This window comes from Methylobacterium sp. E-041, assembly GCF_022829665.1.
Taxonomy (GTDB): domain Bacteria; phylum Pseudomonadota; class Alphaproteobacteria; order Rhizobiales; family Beijerinckiaceae; genus Methylobacterium.
Genome location: NZ_JAKSYQ010000292.1, coordinates 50,353 through 64,602, shown reverse-complemented (window position 1 = coordinate 64,602; position 14,250 = coordinate 50,353). Strand labels below are relative to the sequence as shown.

The 14,250-nt window shown below is 61.5% G+C and carries 19 protein-coding genes; 6 read left to right on the top strand and 13 right to left on the bottom strand.

Features of this window, described 5'->3' with window-relative positions; genetic code table 11:
* Nucleotides 1-28: 28 nt before the first annotated feature.
* Entirely contained in the window at nucleotides 29-385 is a 357-nt protein-coding gene (locus tag MKK70_RS27320) for a helix-turn-helix transcriptional regulator (protein ID WP_243951071.1), read from the top strand.
* Nucleotides 386-471: 86 nt separating this feature from the next.
* Here MKK70_RS27320 and MKK70_RS27315 read toward each other — a convergent pair whose 3' ends face one another.
* The 4 genes from MKK70_RS27315 to MKK70_RS27300 form a co-directional block, all read right to left on the bottom strand.
* Complete coding sequence (locus MKK70_RS27315; RefSeq protein ID WP_243951069.1) at nucleotides 472-753, bottom strand: hypothetical protein; 282 nt, start codon at nucleotides 751-753, stop codon at nucleotides 472-474.
* 79 nt (nucleotides 754-832) lie between these two features.
* On the bottom strand, nucleotides 833-1,069 hold the full coding sequence (locus tag MKK70_RS27310) for a hypothetical protein (protein ID WP_243951067.1): 237 nt from the start codon (nucleotides 1,067-1,069) through the stop codon (nucleotides 833-835).
* 151 nt (nucleotides 1,070-1,220) lie between these two features.
* Nucleotides 1,221-1,529 (bottom strand): DUF3768 domain-containing protein, encoded by a 309-nt coding sequence (locus MKK70_RS27305; RefSeq protein ID WP_243951066.1) that lies wholly within the window; start codon nucleotides 1,527-1,529, stop codon nucleotides 1,221-1,223.
* 62 nt (nucleotides 1,530-1,591) lie between these two features.
* On the bottom strand, nucleotides 1,592-2,323 hold the full coding sequence (locus MKK70_RS27300) for a hypothetical protein (RefSeq protein ID WP_243951064.1): 732 nt from the start codon (nucleotides 2,321-2,323) through the stop codon (nucleotides 1,592-1,594).
* A gap of 146 nt (nucleotides 2,324-2,469) precedes the next feature.
* Between MKK70_RS27300 and MKK70_RS27295 the strand changes: the two genes are divergently transcribed.
* Entirely contained in the window at nucleotides 2,470-3,165 is a 696-nt protein-coding gene (locus MKK70_RS27295) for an HAD family hydrolase (RefSeq protein WP_243951062.1), read from the top strand.
* A 292-nt stretch (nucleotides 3,166-3,457) separates the two neighbouring features.
* Here the strand turns inward: MKK70_RS27295 and MKK70_RS27290 are convergent, their stop codons facing one another.
* From MKK70_RS27290 to MKK70_RS27280, 3 genes are all read right to left on the bottom strand, one after another.
* Nucleotides 3,458-5,821: a type IA DNA topoisomerase gene (locus MKK70_RS27290; protein ID WP_243951059.1), complete on the bottom strand. Its 2,364-nt coding sequence runs from the start codon at nucleotides 5,819-5,821 to the stop codon at nucleotides 3,458-3,460.
* Nucleotides 5,822-5,838: 17 nt separating this feature from the next.
* The gene (locus tag MKK70_RS27285; protein ID WP_243951057.1) at nucleotides 5,839-6,084 is read right to left on the bottom strand and encodes a DUF1005 domain-containing protein; all 246 of its coding nucleotides are present in this window, start codon (nucleotides 6,082-6,084) and stop codon (nucleotides 5,839-5,841) included.
* 96 nt (nucleotides 6,085-6,180) lie between these two features.
* On the bottom strand, nucleotides 6,181-6,453 hold the full coding sequence (locus MKK70_RS27280; RefSeq protein ID WP_243951055.1) for a hypothetical protein: 273 nt from the start codon (nucleotides 6,451-6,453) through the stop codon (nucleotides 6,181-6,183).
* 106 nt (nucleotides 6,454-6,559) lie between these two features.
* Here MKK70_RS27280 and MKK70_RS27275 point away from each other — a divergent pair, with 106 nt between their 5' ends.
* The 3 genes from MKK70_RS27275 (at nucleotide 6,560) to MKK70_RS27265 (ending at nucleotide 7,917) form a co-directional block, all read left to right on the top strand.
* Nucleotides 6,560-6,793: a hypothetical protein gene (locus MKK70_RS27275; RefSeq protein WP_243951053.1), complete on the top strand. Its 234-nt coding sequence runs from the start codon at nucleotides 6,560-6,562 to the stop codon at nucleotides 6,791-6,793.
* 225 nt (nucleotides 6,794-7,018) lie between these two features.
* Nucleotides 7,019-7,501, top strand: a complete 483-nt coding sequence (locus tag MKK70_RS27270; protein ID WP_243951051.1) for a hypothetical protein — start codon at nucleotides 7,019-7,021, stop codon at nucleotides 7,499-7,501.
* Nucleotides 7,498-7,917: a hypothetical protein gene (locus tag MKK70_RS27265; RefSeq protein ID WP_243951049.1), complete on the top strand. Its 420-nt coding sequence runs from the start codon at nucleotides 7,498-7,500 to the stop codon at nucleotides 7,915-7,917. The genes MKK70_RS27270 and MKK70_RS27265 overlap by 4 nt, the downstream gene beginning before the upstream one ends.
* A gap of 177 nt (nucleotides 7,918-8,094) precedes the next feature.
* On the opposite strand, the gene MKK70_RS27260 is transcribed toward MKK70_RS27265, so the two are convergent.
* The gene (locus MKK70_RS27260; RefSeq protein ID WP_243951047.1) at nucleotides 8,095-8,676 is read right to left on the bottom strand and encodes a hypothetical protein; all 582 of its coding nucleotides are present in this window, start codon (nucleotides 8,674-8,676) and stop codon (nucleotides 8,095-8,097) included.
* A 168-nt stretch (nucleotides 8,677-8,844) separates the two neighbouring features.
* On the opposite strand from MKK70_RS27260, the gene MKK70_RS27255 reads away from it, so the two are divergent.
* Nucleotides 8,845-9,000 (top strand): hypothetical protein, encoded by a 156-nt coding sequence (locus tag MKK70_RS27255; RefSeq protein ID WP_243951045.1) that lies wholly within the window; start codon nucleotides 8,845-8,847, stop codon nucleotides 8,998-9,000.
* 249 nt (nucleotides 9,001-9,249) lie between these two features.
* Here MKK70_RS27255 and MKK70_RS27250 read toward each other — a convergent pair whose 3' ends face one another.
* The 5 genes from MKK70_RS27250 to exbD all read right to left on the bottom strand — a co-directional run bounded on the left by MKK70_RS27250 (nucleotide 9,250) and on the right by exbD (nucleotide 14,243).
* Entirely contained in the window at nucleotides 9,250-9,498 is a 249-nt protein-coding gene (locus MKK70_RS27250) for a hypothetical protein (protein WP_243951043.1), read from the bottom strand.
* A 109-nt stretch (nucleotides 9,499-9,607) separates the two neighbouring features.
* Entirely contained in the window at nucleotides 9,608-10,525 is a 918-nt protein-coding gene (locus MKK70_RS27245) for a hypothetical protein (protein WP_243951041.1), read from the bottom strand.
* Between the two features lie 724 nt (nucleotides 10,526-11,249).
* Complete coding sequence (locus MKK70_RS27240; RefSeq protein WP_243951039.1) at nucleotides 11,250-12,497, bottom strand: hypothetical protein; 1,248 nt, start codon at nucleotides 12,495-12,497, stop codon at nucleotides 11,250-11,252.
* A 457-nt stretch (nucleotides 12,498-12,954) separates the two neighbouring features.
* On the bottom strand, nucleotides 12,955-13,776 hold the full coding sequence (locus tag MKK70_RS27235; protein ID WP_243951037.1) for an energy transducer TonB: 822 nt from the start codon (nucleotides 13,774-13,776) through the stop codon (nucleotides 12,955-12,957).
* The gene (gene exbD, locus MKK70_RS27230) at nucleotides 13,773-14,243 is read right to left on the bottom strand and encodes a TonB system transport protein ExbD (protein ID WP_147841620.1); all 471 of its coding nucleotides are present in this window, start codon (nucleotides 14,241-14,243) and stop codon (nucleotides 13,773-13,775) included. Before exbD ends, MKK70_RS27235 begins: the two co-directional genes overlap by 4 nt.
* Between the last annotated feature and the right edge of the window lie 7 nt (nucleotides 14,244-14,250).

The window sequence follows — 14,250 nt, the reverse complement described above, 5'->3', positions numbered from 1 at the left end:
CTCCTCCCCGCCGGAGGACAACGCAACCATGGACAGCGCCGAACTTAAGCGCCGGTTCGGCAGGCAGGTGCAGGGCTTGCGCGAAGCTAAGGGGCTGACGCAAGAGCAACTCGCCGACCGCATCGGACGCAGCGTCGATACGGTCGGCAACATCGAACGCGGGGTCAACGCCACGCGGATCGAGGTCGCCTACCAGATCGCGACCGAACTCGACGTCCGCCTGCCTGACCTGTTCACCTTCGAGGCGGCGCCTGGACCGTCCGAGGTCGGTCGCAGTGCCGCCAGCACGGCCTTGGCCAACATCCTGGCCGACTGCGATGAACGCACGGCGGGCCTCCTTCTCGACATGGTCCGCCTCGCTCTGAAGCTGGCGAAAGCGTCGTGACCACCAGGGGGGTCGAGCCCCGCTGTAGGGCTATCCTGGGCTCGCCACCCTGCACGGTCGCTGAGATTGCCCGGGGACCGCGCCGGTCATCTAGGGTGGTAGTCGCGTAGGCTCAGATCGCAGCCTGGGATGGGCGAGTTCCAGTCTCGAGGGTTGGGCATGCCCTCCCGACGGAGATAGGCCCGCTTACAGTCGATGCGATGCTGCTCATCCGGGCTATGCGTGTTGTCGGCCCAGATCCCGACGGCGATCAGGCCGAACACGACGAGCATAATGCGAAAAAGCCATTTCCAGAAGCCGATGTAGAGGCGCCCTGCGCTGAGGGCCATGCCGGCGAGTTTTTCGACGTTGCTGTCACGCTCGTCCATGTTGGTTCTCCTGTTTGTGTGGTTGGTCGAGGTGTGTAGGCTACGGAGCACTGCCGCGACTGGGCACGCGCTGTCGGTGTTAGATTTCCAGGTGCGGCGCGGCGCGCACGAGCAGGATCCAGGCGGCGTCGACCCGCGCCCGTGTGTGAGGATCGAGATCGGCTGCTCTCAGGCTCAGGGTGGTGAGCAGGCCCAGCAGTATCCCGGCGAGGTCAGGGGCTGCTGCCATGAGCTGGGCGTCAGCGAGGCACTGGATGCCAGTCGCGAGGTGCAGGTCCGCGTCGCCGGGCTCGGCCGAGTGAGCGCGCCGGATCAAGTAAGGCCACCTGCCCGGCGACTCCTTGGTTGCCGGCTCGACCCCAAGTAACAGGTCCAGCGGGGACGCCCCCTCGTCGGCCGCGCCACGTACCAGCCATGGCCCTGGGGTCGGTAGGCTGAGGAGCGACAGCTTGCGCCCGCCAGCCACCTCAGTACTCCTCGGCCAGCATGACGGTGAGCACCCGCACGGTCACTGGCAGGTCGGCGGGGTACGGCGAATGCCCGTGCAGCTCGCTGTCGTAGGTGTCGATCTTCCAGAACGCCCGCACGCCATCGACCGTGACCGCGCCGAAGTCATGTTCGCCGTGCGGATCGTTGTTGGCGTCGAAGCGCTCGAAGCCCCGCACCGCCATGAGCAACGTCGTGCGGGTAGCCTCCGGTAGGGCTGCGACCCCGGCCGTCAGCATCAGCCTTCCGCCGGAAAAGCTCCGGCGGAAAGTGTCGTTGAGCGCACGCACGACCCCAACCCGCGAGGGTGCTGCGGCCGAAGCCGCAGCAGGGGTTTGTTCCAAGGCGGGGCTCAAGCCTCGCTCTCCACGGTTGCCGTGCCAGGGTGCAGCAGCGCAAGGTCGTTGCGCTGGCGGCTGAACTCTGGCTCCAGAGGCCAGTCACGCCACGCAAGAACGAAGTGCGCGTCGGCTTTGGTGTACCGAACCACTGCCTCGAACCAGCCCTCCTGGGGGCCGCCGGTGGTAGCGAGCACAAGCGAGCCGATGGTGATGTCAGCCCAATCAAACGGCGGCTTACTGGCCCCACCAGCGCCTCCGGGGGCGTCAGTGCCGCCATGGCCGCCTTTGCCGACGGGAGGGGTGCCAGCGGGCTTGCCAGCGGCCCTAACGGGCATCGGGGCATTGGGCTGCCCGGCGGCGGCAAGCAGTTGATCAAAGATGCCCAATTTAACAAACGGAACGAATGCTTTATTCGATTTGAAAATGCGGCCTCGGGGGAGGCTCTCTGCGAGGCTACGATGTGCATCATTGCAAACCGTCAGCACGTGCATGCCCATCAGCACGGCGGCGCGCTCGGCGGCGGCAATCTCCGCTGAGGCGAAACAGGATGCGTGCGGCCGCTGCCGCTCGTCGCGTCCAAAGAGGATCACGGCGGGCGGCGACGCGGCAGCGATCGACGTGGCAGGTATCATGTGGCTCATTGCGGGGCTCCAGAAACGTTGAAGGCGGCCCGAGGGCCGCCTTTCTGTGGGAATGTGCAGGATGCCTGCCCCCGAAGCGGGGGTGATTTGGTTGATCGCCATGACTGGCTGTGCATCAACATTGAAGGCATCCCAGCTATCGCGAACAGCTCACGATAAAACGCCTAATACAAGATATTAGTCTTAATGTCAAGCTTGGGGGTTATGAACCGCTGCCCCGCCTCCAAGTTGGCGTCGGACCTCAAGCCATGGCCCGGGCGTTGGACTACATGGCAAAATCTTTGATCATTACGTTTGATGTGTACGGCACGCTCACCCAATGGGATGAGACGGTACGCGATACCCTTGGCTCCCTACTCGCAGCTCGTGGGCGGTCCGGCGCGGACATCGAACGTGTCGCTAATGCCTTCGAGGCGGAGAGTCGGCGCCTTCAGAGCTGGGGCGCATTCCGGTCATACCGCAGCATCATTCGTGACAGCCTTCGACCGGCGATGGCCATCGCTGCATTGGAAGCGACGGCAGAAGATGCCGATGTCATGATAGAGCGTTTGGCATGCGTTCCGCCATTCCCTGAAGTGCCATCCGTGCTAGCTGCGCTCGTTGCCCGGGGGCATACACTCGCGCCGATTTCCAACACCGATGATGATCTACTCGCCAAAACCTTGGAGGGCTTGGGCCCGGTGTTTGCGACCGCCGTCACCGCCGAACAGGCGCAAGCCTATAAGCCGAATCCCGGTCTGTTCCGCTTTGCTCAGCGAAAACTCGGGGTTGAGATGGATCGCTGGGTGCATGTCGCCCAAGGCACGTTTAGCGATCATGCGGTGTGCTCTGCGCTTGGAATCCAAGCCATATGGGTCAACCGCAAGGGGGCTACCTTGCAGGATGGGCTCAACCCCTTCGCGGTTATCAACGACCTGTCTGCACTTCCCGATATTGTTTTCTAACCCGGAACAAGTTCGATGGGCACTTCGGGCTAATTTTTCCTCTGGTCATTCCTTCGCATGCGAATGCCTTCGCGCGTTCGGAATAAGGTTTGATTTATGGTCCGCTTGACCTCGGCAAGCTTAGTTGGCAACATAGAAGACGAATGAACTCTCACACACTGTGAAAAGCTAGATGGGTCGCTGCTGATCAGCGGCCGATAGGAACGGCTCGGCAATTAACAGGCACTTCGACGTTCAGTGATGGGCCAAGACTTATATGGAAGGGCAGTTGCGCCACTTTCCGCAGGGTACATCAGGCTCCGCGACGAACTTTTGGCCTTCGTGCGGCACTCGTCGACGGGACGCGCTTGCCTGCCGACGCCTTGCCCCGCTGTGTCTTGGTCGCTCGTGGCTGGGTTTCGGCTGCGCGAGCATCAAGGAAATGGCGGCATGCGTCGAAGTTCGTTTCAACCTCGGGCGGGCAAGTGATGCCCTGTTGCTCAGCCAAGCTGCGGGCGTAGCGCACCATCGCGTCGCTTGGAGGACGAGGTTGACCGAGCCCGCTCCCTTGCTCCGCCTGCGGCGCACGGACGCCCGCATGGGTGTCGAGGAAGGTGCGGCACACGCTGCTGCTACTCTTGCAGCCGCGGGGTAGCCGCACGCCCTTACGCTCGGCCAGCGAGACCGCGAACGCCACCATGGCAGGTGTTGGTGCGCGGTCGTCGTCTTGGACCTTTGGGATGAGGCTCGGATCAAGCTGGATCACGCCCGCGCCCGAGATCGCACTGATCAACTCGTCCAGTCTAACGCGGGTGCGCTGCCGGAAGGCCTCTGCACGCTGCACAGCTTCAGCGCGGGTAGCGGCCCGGCCAATCTCAGCGAGCTCCGCCTCGAATACGGCTCGGCCGACGGGATCGCCGTAGGCGGGAAACACCTGCCTCACGGCCTCGATGAAGGCACGTCCGATTTCGGTAACTTCAATGGTGGGGTCTTTGCCGGTGCCAAGCGCGATGTAGCAACTCTTGAGAAGCTTGGGCAGGATCGTGTCTCGCGTTGCCGCCGTACCAAGCCCCTTCGGCTCGTTCGGGTTGACTGGATTCTCCAGCGCTCGCTTCACGGCGGGATCTTCGACTTGATCGATGAGTCGGCCCATCACCACAGGCAACTCGCCGCGCGTGATCCGCCGGGGCGGCTCGGTCACAGCCGTGACGACCTTCGCGCCCGTAGCGGTCCCGTCCTCGCCGTCACGGACGGTCGGCAGCCGCGTAGCGGCGGGTTCCTGGTCGCGCTTGACCTTGCCGGGTATGACATCAGGCTCGATCTCAGCCTCGCTTCCGTAGATGGCTCGCCAGCCCGGCTCGCGCACCATGCTGCCGCTGACCAAGAACGGCTTAGCGCCTACCGGCGTAAGGACCTGCGCTGAGATAAGGGTGCGTGCGTCGATGCCGTCCGGGAGGTGCGCGGCGAGGTACGCTTTGGCGATGAGCTCCCAAAGTCGGAACTGGTCTGCTGAGAGGCGGCCGCGCTCAGGCACTTTGCGCAGGGGCACGATGGCATGGTGCTCACCCGGATCTTTGACGTAGTGGCCCTTGGTGCCACGCCGCAGCACGGGTTTGCCGTTGGCCGGAATGAGTGTCCGCAGCTCGGTTAGCACCCCGGTAAGAGCCGCGATGATCGTCGGCGCGTCGCCGATCTGGCCCTCCGGCAGGTACTCAGACTCGGTGCGCGGGTAACTGAGGTAGCCCTGGTCGTAGAGCTCCTGAGCGAGGCCGGCCGTGTGCTGTGGGTCCCAGCCGAACCGTTTGGCGCAGCGGCGGGCTAGCGTGTCCTTCGAGAACAGCCGGGGCGGGCTACGCCGCACGTCCTTCTGCTCGACGGCGAGCGAACCTGACCAGCCTGCCGCTGCCGCTCGGATTGTCTCGGCGACGGCGGGGTCGAGGATGCGATCCTTCGGTGCATACCACAGGGTCAGCGCGGCACCGGATGACACGCGTAGATGCAGGGCGACCTTGAAGAAGTCGTGTGGGACGAATGAGCGAATGCGCTCCTCAAGATCGGCCAGGATTGCCAGCGTTGGTGTCTGCACACCACCGAAGCGCCACGGCTCGCGAAAGGCAGGCGGCCGAAGGCGAAGGGATATCGCGCGGGTCCCATTCAGGCCGAGATGGTAATCCTCGTACTGGCGGCAGAGAGCTTCCAGATAGGCCGCGTAATCCTGGTCCCCTGACTTGGTCTCCCGAGCCAGGGAAGCGAAGGCACGCCGGATCGATACATCATCGAGGGCACCGAGCTTCAGCCGGTCCACGCGCCCAGACCAGCCAAGGTGCTCCAGCACCTCCCAAGCGATCATCGAGCCTTCGCGGCCGGGGTCTGTGGCGATAATAACGCGCTCGACGCCTTGCAGCGCCTGCCGGATCGCAGCGAGCTTGGGGGCATGCGATTGGCCGGAGCGGTTCTGGCCAGCGGCGACCGGGATCGTATCGAGCACGATGGGGAGTGCCTCGAAGCGCCAGGATTTCCACTCGGGCCGAATGCTGCCGGGTTCCTCGGCGGTCAGCAGGTGTCCTTCGGCAGCGACGCTGACCGTGCTCGGCGAGCGGAAGAACCGCTGAAGCTGTCGCATCGCCGAGGGCTTCTCGAAGAAGAAAAGCGTGCGGCCGCTCGGCTGAGGAGACATGGCTTCCTTGCGGGATCTCAGGCAGCCTGCGCCATGCCAGCGGCGCGAGGGACAAAAGGCTGAACCAGCACACGCCGGCCGCTGAGGTCATGGACGCTGACGCTCCACTCCGCCCAGTCTTCATGATCGTCGAGTTCGCTCATGACGCTCTCCGCGACTTCGGACGCACGGCGCGTCAGTCGCTCGGGACGGCGAACATCCCGACCAACCGAGTCGAGGACAAAAGCGTAGCCATTGGTCGCGTGAAAGCGGTAGCGGGCCATACGGTGCAGATCCCCTCGGCATTCTCTAAGAACGTATCGGTTCGCGATTTGTTCTATTTGGGGACAAAGGGTAGGAAAGAGCAAGGCGTTTCATCGTCACGCATGGACCCGAAACGACGATCCCCAGCCGTCATGCACCGGTAGCACCGAGAAAAGCTGCTGTACCTCGCTGGCATCAGGAAACTGAACGAACATCTGGCCAGAGGCGAGTTCATTCTGTTCAATGGTTTCGTGGCGATCGCCGACGAAGAAGTAACCGTCACACTGCGACGGTTTGAAGGTCGCCGGTACGTTGGGGGTGGCAGGAGCAGGCTCGGCTTTGGCCGCCACTGTGAGCCCGAACAGAGCGCAAGCGCCAAGCAGCGTCAATTTCAGGCAGTATCTTAGTTTGAAATCTGACCTCAACGGTTGAGTCTCACGTTCTCATTTCGGCCCCTCCCGCTGCCCTATGCTTGGCGTCAAGCAGGAGGATTCGATGTACGTTGTTCGGCCTATTGATGTGGTGGAGAATTCCGAGTTCGACGTTTCCCCGATGGGGTGTGCAAACCTACCGCTGGCTCGCGCCCATGCTGCGGGTTTAGCACGCTGGTTTCTTGCTCGGCCGGATGGGCCAAAACGCATTGCCATCGAGCGTAACGGCGCAATCGTTCAAGAGCTTCACATCGACAAACTCGCGGCGCTCGACTACCTCGGATTGGAACTCGACTGATGCCGACCGGACCTAAAGGCCAGAAGCGCCCCACCAACGCGATCGGCAACACCTTATACCGTCTGGTATAACTTCATGAAGATGCACAAGAAGCACCGGATGAGCCCGATTATGGCCGCTGGCGTGTCTGATCAGCTTTGGAGCATGGAAGACGCGGCGGCACTTGTTGAGCCAACGACGCCCTCACCGGGTAAGCGGGGCCCATACAAAAAGGGGATTTAGTGAATGCCTCCATCCAGACGTTACCGTATATGCGAGACACCAGACCCTGTATTGACGGTAGATGTTGATGCAGATTTGAATCAAGAGGTTGTCTATTTATTGATTGCTAATAAACTTCAAAACTATGATTGTGGCAAATCGAGAATAGTCTATATTGGCCGCACAGAGCGAGGCGTGAAGCGAATCAGCGAAAGTGCGGCCGATAAAATTGCGCAAGCACTAGACCACGATTTTCTTAAACTTAAGGCTTACGTTATATGGTGCAATCCAGAAGAAGGTGAAAAAGCTTCTCTACCAAACATGCTTGAACGAACCATTCTGTTGAGATTTGAGCAAATATTTGGTCAGCTGCCACTTCTAAATAAGCGGGGTTTTAAGCTCGGCGACGAAGGAAAATATTTTACTGGCAATGCGATCGATAAAATTATTGATCGCCATAGTAGTACGCGCCGTAAAGTTGCAGACGAACTGGAAAAAGAAAGATGAAACATCAACTTACAGGTAATGCGGGGCTTTATCACGTGGCTCGCGAACTCTCTCGGCGCGGCTGGCAGGTTATGCCAACAGTGAGGAATGCGCGCGGTGCCGATTTGTACGCCGCCAAAGGAGAGGACGGGATTGCGATTCCGGTCCAATCCAAGGCGTTGTCCAAGAAGGCCCCTGTCCCTCTCGGATCTGATTTAGCTAAATTGCGGACGCACTGGTGGATTATCACCACCCTTGCCAATACGGCCGCTCCGATATGCTACGTGATGACGCTTAGGGAAGTGAAGGAAGGAGCGCACCGTGGCGAGAGCGCCGCGGGCGTCACTTACTGGCTTCAGCCCAAGGCCTACGCTTTGCCCGCCTATTTTGAAGCATGGGATCGGCTCAGTGAGCCGACAGCGCCAAATTCAAACTGAGACACCACCCAATTTCAGCACCAACATTCTCCTGCGCACGTCTAGCGCTTTCCAACCAAAGAATCGGCGAGGAGCACAGTGCGAGTCCATCCTTCGGGCTCTCACACTTGAACACGCCTGCTGCGCAGCCCACCATTGACATTTGGCAGTACCGTCACGACGCAAGTCGCCGCATCGCTACCCCGACACCCAGTCTGACCCGATTATATGATCGAAACGGGCAGCGGACGCTGGCAGCAGCAAGTCACGGTATCCCCACGTTGCAATGTGAGAGGCGACCCCCAGTTCGAGTTCAATCGCTCGCAGATCACCCGGCAAGTTATGCACCGGCGGTTCCGCAACCTGAGAGAAGCGCACACAGCCCTGTTGAGTCGCCGTGGGGACGTTCCACTGGTGGTGAGCCAGTCGGCAGGCCCCTTCAACGCCGGCGTCTCCTGGCTCGACCGTCGTTGCTGCTCGGAAGGCGAGGAGCGATCCCAGCGGCTGCTCATCGAAGCGCCCAGTGAGATCGTGATACGGGCCGGTGGTCGCGGCGGCAGCCACAGTGATCGTGATGCTGTCCTCGTGCGTGGCAAGGCTCGATTGCACTGAGAAAGCGAAACGGCCGTGCCAGGCCAAATGGTCGAGCCCGAGCAAGCGCAAAGACTGAGTGAACTCGTCATGGAGCCGACGCGGGCTGTAGCCGTCGAGCGCCTCAATCGGGTCCCGGTCCAGGATGATGCCGCCGAAGGCGACCCAGCCGTGCGGCTTCGACTTCAAGAGGTGCCGACACGTTCCAGCCAACCAAGCGTCGCCAAGAGCGCGACAGACGGGGCAGGCGGCTGAGGTGCAGGGCGATGCAGCGCTACACCCGGCGAGACGGCAGCCACCGCGCTGGGCAAGGGCACCGGGCAGCTCGTCGCTGAGGTATCGTGCGAGGAGGGTCTGATGGCCGACGAGCTGAGGCAGGGCCGGGAAGAGGCCAGGGTGCCGAGCGCGGTTGTCGACGCCAGCACGCCAGAGGTTGTTGACACTGGGGCTGCCGCCCCGACCAGCGGTGACGTCACGCTCGATGGCCTCGATCTCGGCGAGAAGGTTCGTTGACATGAAACTGCATCTTTGTGGTTGGAGGCTCCTTGCGGCAGCCCCGAACCTTTACGGACCGAGGCAGGGCCTCTTCGGGGGGGCGATATCGACCAACAGGCGGGGCGCACGGGGGCAGGCTGTCCTCTGACCCTCATCAAACGAGGAACCTGTCCGAACGCCTGCCGCGCGAGCGCATCGTCCTCTGCAGGTGGGTCAAACGTCACGGGTAGGGGCCACCAAGCGGCGACCCCGTCCCCGTTGATACGATCAAAGTTCGAAGCGCTCACCATTTCGAACGCGTTGCGCCAATCGCTCAATGCGGCACGCCACGTCATCGGGCTCCCCGCCCCAGGCGTGGTAACCGACCGCGGTTTCGAGGATCACCTGGACGATATCCTCGTTCGATAAAGCGTCAGACTGCCCGGCCTCTACGATCCAATCAATCACAGCCCTCAACTCGACGCGTACCTTGTGCCGCTCGTCACTCCACGTGCGGCCAGTTTTCAGATCTGTCATGGCCTTGCCTCTCATCGGGCAACGAAATGCTGCCCGATGATTCTTACGTGACGCCGGGCATCACCTTAAGGGTTCGATAGGAGGAACGAGGCTGCGAAGGGTCCCCGCTCTACCGTTGCCGACGTTTGGGCGGTAAGGATCTTGATCTGAGCCGGGTTGCCTCGCGGTCACGCTCCTGAACTTGAACGGCTCGGTAGGCGGTGCGAGTTTCGAAGTTGATCGCATCGAGAACCGCCTTGCCCTCCCCAGCCGCAAAAGAGAGTCCGTCCAAAGTTTTGCTCGCCATCAAATTCGCCATTCGGGTAAGGTCGCCAGGGCCAAGTTGATACTTCTTGCTCCTGAAACGACCCGTCGGCTCCTTCATGGTCTTGCTATTTTCGCCGACGGTGACCGTCCTCATCTTGGGATAGATACGATACTCGTTGACCGGGGCCTTCAGCATGTAGAGGACTTGCCCCTCGACCTGCTCCGGCTCAAGTCGCCGGAAATGTGCAGCCCGAACCCCCGGTATGAGCGTTCTGATGCGGAAGTTGATGCTGTCGCAGATTTCGTGCATCCGCTGCTCGGTCACGTCCCACACGAGCAGGTGCGGGTGCCAAGAGATTGCCCGTTGCCAGCCGGCTCGTACCTCGCCGGCGTTGGTGTAGAGGGCGGCCTCGGTCATGCCGATGAAGCTGGCTCCATGGAGCTCGGCTCGCACCCACTGTTCGAGCTTGAACAGGTTGAGGTCTGCAGCGTCATCGTAGGGCAGGGTGTAGCTGTCCCGGATCAGGGTAACAAAAAACACCGGCGCGCTCCGGGGGAGCGAACTGGTGAAGCGGGTGATCAGATCCGTGGCGACCTCGGCGTAGTTGATCCGAGCTGTGTAGTTGCAAGCCGAAAGCGCGAACGCTTGCTCGGGCGCGATCTCGAGGTGCGCTTCGCGCGTGAGTTTGATCGCGGCGTGCAGGCGTTCTTCGTTTCGGGCGATACTGCTGGGATCGTCGGTGTGCGCTGCCAGAAACCTCGGCCATGTGTTGATCGGCAAGCGGGCCTTCGGCCGTTTGCGTGGCTTGGCACGAGTTTTGGGCCGTGGGGGTCTCGAGGGGGCACTGAGGGGCTGAGGCGATGTTTTGGTTGAAGGTGCCTTCGGCGAGGTGATTGAGGGGGTCTGGGGGCCGGTTGGTGCCGTTGCGAGCCGGGTCGGCGGGGGTGGTTGCGTTACAAGGGTTTGAGCCCTACGGCTACGTTGCTGGATTGTATAGTTGGAATTTGTAAGGTCGTTGGAAGGTTCATATCTGGGTGCCATGATGATATGTTTGGCAATGTGAAAGCGCGGCATATTTGCCAATCCTCGTTGTGCGACACAACTGCTTTACGGAATGCCAATCTCTCTACTCTCCCGCGTTGCTTTCCGTGCTTACACCTGCGCGGGCGGCTCGCTACGAGTTTTAAGAAACAGCTCGAGCTCCGCGAACGACGCCAGCACCCGCTATCCAGATTGACGTCGAGCACATCAACGACCGCGCGAGCTACGTCGTCGGCTACGGCCGCAGAAAACGTCGGGTGCGGGATGTCAGAGGCAAACCCATGCGGCGGCTGCCAGTTAATAGTCGACCGCCTGTAATCGGCACTCGTCAGATCGTAGCAACATGGCGGCCTAGCTCCATGCTGCTCGATCCGAAAGTCACGAATCGTTGCGGCAGGGCCATATCACGGTGTTACACCGTGATATGGCCCTGCCACTTAATCCTGTCGGGACGCCGAAGCCGCTAGGCGAGCAATTTTCGAAAGCGCACGACCTTGATCCAGAGTTCACGGATCAGGAACAACATCGGTTCGCGGTGAAGCGGGTCGAGCCTGTTGTCGAGACCGACTACCAACTGCGCTGTCAACCGCATCATGTCGCTGAAGAACTCATCGACTTCAGGTAGTTGGGTATTCTCTTCCCCTAATGGATCATCAGGCTCAAGCTCGTCGTCTTCGTCGAATTCGGCGACGTCAGGATTTTTGTCGGGATCGTTCTCTAAGAGCCATTCAGCTTCATCGGACAGGTTGTCCACCTCAGCCTTATGTTTGACGATTCCTGGCGCGATGTCGCGAGGGCTGTAGTCCGCTTGGTCGGTCGCAGCGTGTGCCTTCTTCAGCTTTGCTTCCCCGGCAGACATCGAAGCTAGGACCTCCTCCATAGTGACGGAAGTCGGATCCTTACCTTGTTGGACCCACTCGCGTGCTCCTTTTAAGATATTATCGCGGAGTTGCGCCGCAAGGCGCAGCTTGTTTTGCCCGTACTGTTTTAGCAATTTATCGACTTCGATGGGCGCTGTATCCCTATCGAAGTAGTATTTAAGAGATTGCGCATATTGCGCCGCACGATCTCTTGTCTCCATGCCGCTCTGATAAAATATATATATGAAAACATAGTGCATTAAGTTTTGTTCGACCGTCTCTTTCTTCATTGGATTCGTTGAACGTCCGTCCTGTAAATCGAATGCTAAATCCTTGATTTGCTCGCGATGCGCCTTAAAACCCTGAGCAACACAGTATCCCGCCACAAGATACCGGCGTACGCGCGCATGATTGCCGACATTAAGCAGTACGCATGCCTGCTTACACATGAACGCCGCTGACATCGGTCGATCAGCCGCTTCCTCGATGATCTTCATCGGATTGATGAGAGGGTGTTCTGAGATCCAGTCAGGGCCGAACTTACTGCGCAGCGACTCGGCATATTTCGCCTGTGAAGCTGCAAAGCGAGCAGGTGAAGGCTCGCTCTCCTCATTCTCATCCTCCTCGAACCGGTGCGCATCGTCTACCAACGATTCCGAGCCCGTCGGTTCCAGCTGACGCTGCGTGATTTGCGTCAAAGTCAACTTGGGCGGCTGGCGGCTATGACCTTTAGGAAGATCATCAACGCCGTTAGCCAGTCGGGGTTGTCCCGCTTTAGGAACTTTGCTCACAACTACATCCTCCAGCCCAACGAGATCGCCGCTGGAAATACCAAACCGGGCATCCAGCATAGAACATACGAAGGCGGGTTGACCCGCCGGTGGCTACCAGGATGCAGGCGCGCCGAGCCCTGCTCTTATGTCGCCACGGATCATAGCCTTCCCGGAGCAGAAGGCGACCTGTTGAGGCGCACGCCGACTATAAAGATAGAGTCCGCCGAATACAAGAGCTGGTGTAGTCGTACTCGGATTGACTTTCTGAAAAGGTTGACCTTGCCTGGTGATACAAAACGGTGATACAAAGCTGCAAATAGGCGCTGCTATAAGTGTCTGTATTCGCTTGTTTTTTGTGGGATGTGCCTCAGTCCTTTCCTGGGCACCAATCCTAAACAGCCGTTAAGATCGAACAGCGTTTAGGTTCGCATCCCGTACCCGGAGACCCGGGGCGGGATTTTTGCGTTTCAGCACCCCTGCGCGCTGGGATCGGGCCGCGCGATCTCCGGTGTCGTCGGCACGGGACGCGGCCGTCTCACTTGCCCTTCGGCTTGGCGCGAAACACCACCGGGATCGTGAAGGTCAGCCCCTCGTCCGCGACGAGCGGCGGTGGCGGCGGAACCGGATCGGATCGGTGCATCATCGTCAGGGCGGCCTGATCGAGCGCCCCGTCGCCGGACCCCTTCAGCACCGTCGCCGAGACCACGTGGCCGACGCGGTCGAGGAGGAAGCTCACGAGCACCTCGCCGGTCGGATGCGTGGCGCCGCCCGGGTAGCGCTTGTGCCGGTCGAGATGGGCCATGAGCTGCTTCTGCCACGTCGTGCGGACGCGGCGGGCGCTCTCGCCGGTGCCGAGGACGGGCGCGGTCGCGATCGCAGCCTCCTTGACCGTCTCGGAGGTCGGCGCGGCGGCGGCCTCGGACGCGACCGACTCCGCCGACGGGCTGGTCTCGGCGACCTTGACCTTGCTCTCGTCCTCCTGCGGCTTGAGGGGCGCCTCCGGCGAGACGATCCGGTCGGGATCCTCCGTCTCGGTCGGCACGGCCTTCGGCAACTCGGTCGGGTCGTCGACGGCCTTCTGCTGGACGACGGCCGGCGAGGCGGCCGCGTCGTCGGCTTCCGGTCCGGGCGGCAGGTCCGAGGGCTCGCGCCGCGGCGCCGTCATCTCCAGGCCGACCTCCAAGGCGGCGGCGCCGAGGTCGTCGGCCTCGTCTGGCTCCGTGGAGCCGAGCGCGAGCAGGCCGCCGCCGGCATGCAGCGCGAGCACGAACGCGCCCGCGGCCAACCAGAGCGGCCAGCCGAGGCGCGCCGTGCCGGAAGCCCCGAGCGCGTGTGCTCTGCCGATCCTGCCCGTCATGGCGCCCGTGGCGCCGGCCCCGACCCCGACCCCGACGCATCCGCGGGCGGACCTTCGAGCGCGACGAGCGCGACCTTGAGGTAGCCGCCGGCGCGGAGAATCTCGAGGACGTCCATCATCTCGCCGTAGGGGACCGCGCGGTCCGCGCGCAGGAAGATGCGCCGTTCCCGGCTCGGATCGGCCTGCGCGTCGAGGGCCTGCGCGAGGTCCACGCGCCGCACCGGCGTCTCGCCGATCGCGACCGCGAGGTCGGCCTTGATCGTCACGTAGGTCGGCTTGTCCGGTCGCTTCTGCGGAACCGCGCTGGAGGAGGGGAGGTCGATCGGCAGGTCGACCGTCGAGAGCGGTGCCGCGATCATGAAGATGATCAGCAGCACGAGCATCACGTCGATGAACGGCGTCACGTTGATCTCGTGCGCCTCGCCGAACTCGTCACCGTCCTCGTCGCCACCGAGTGAGATCGCCATGGTTCAG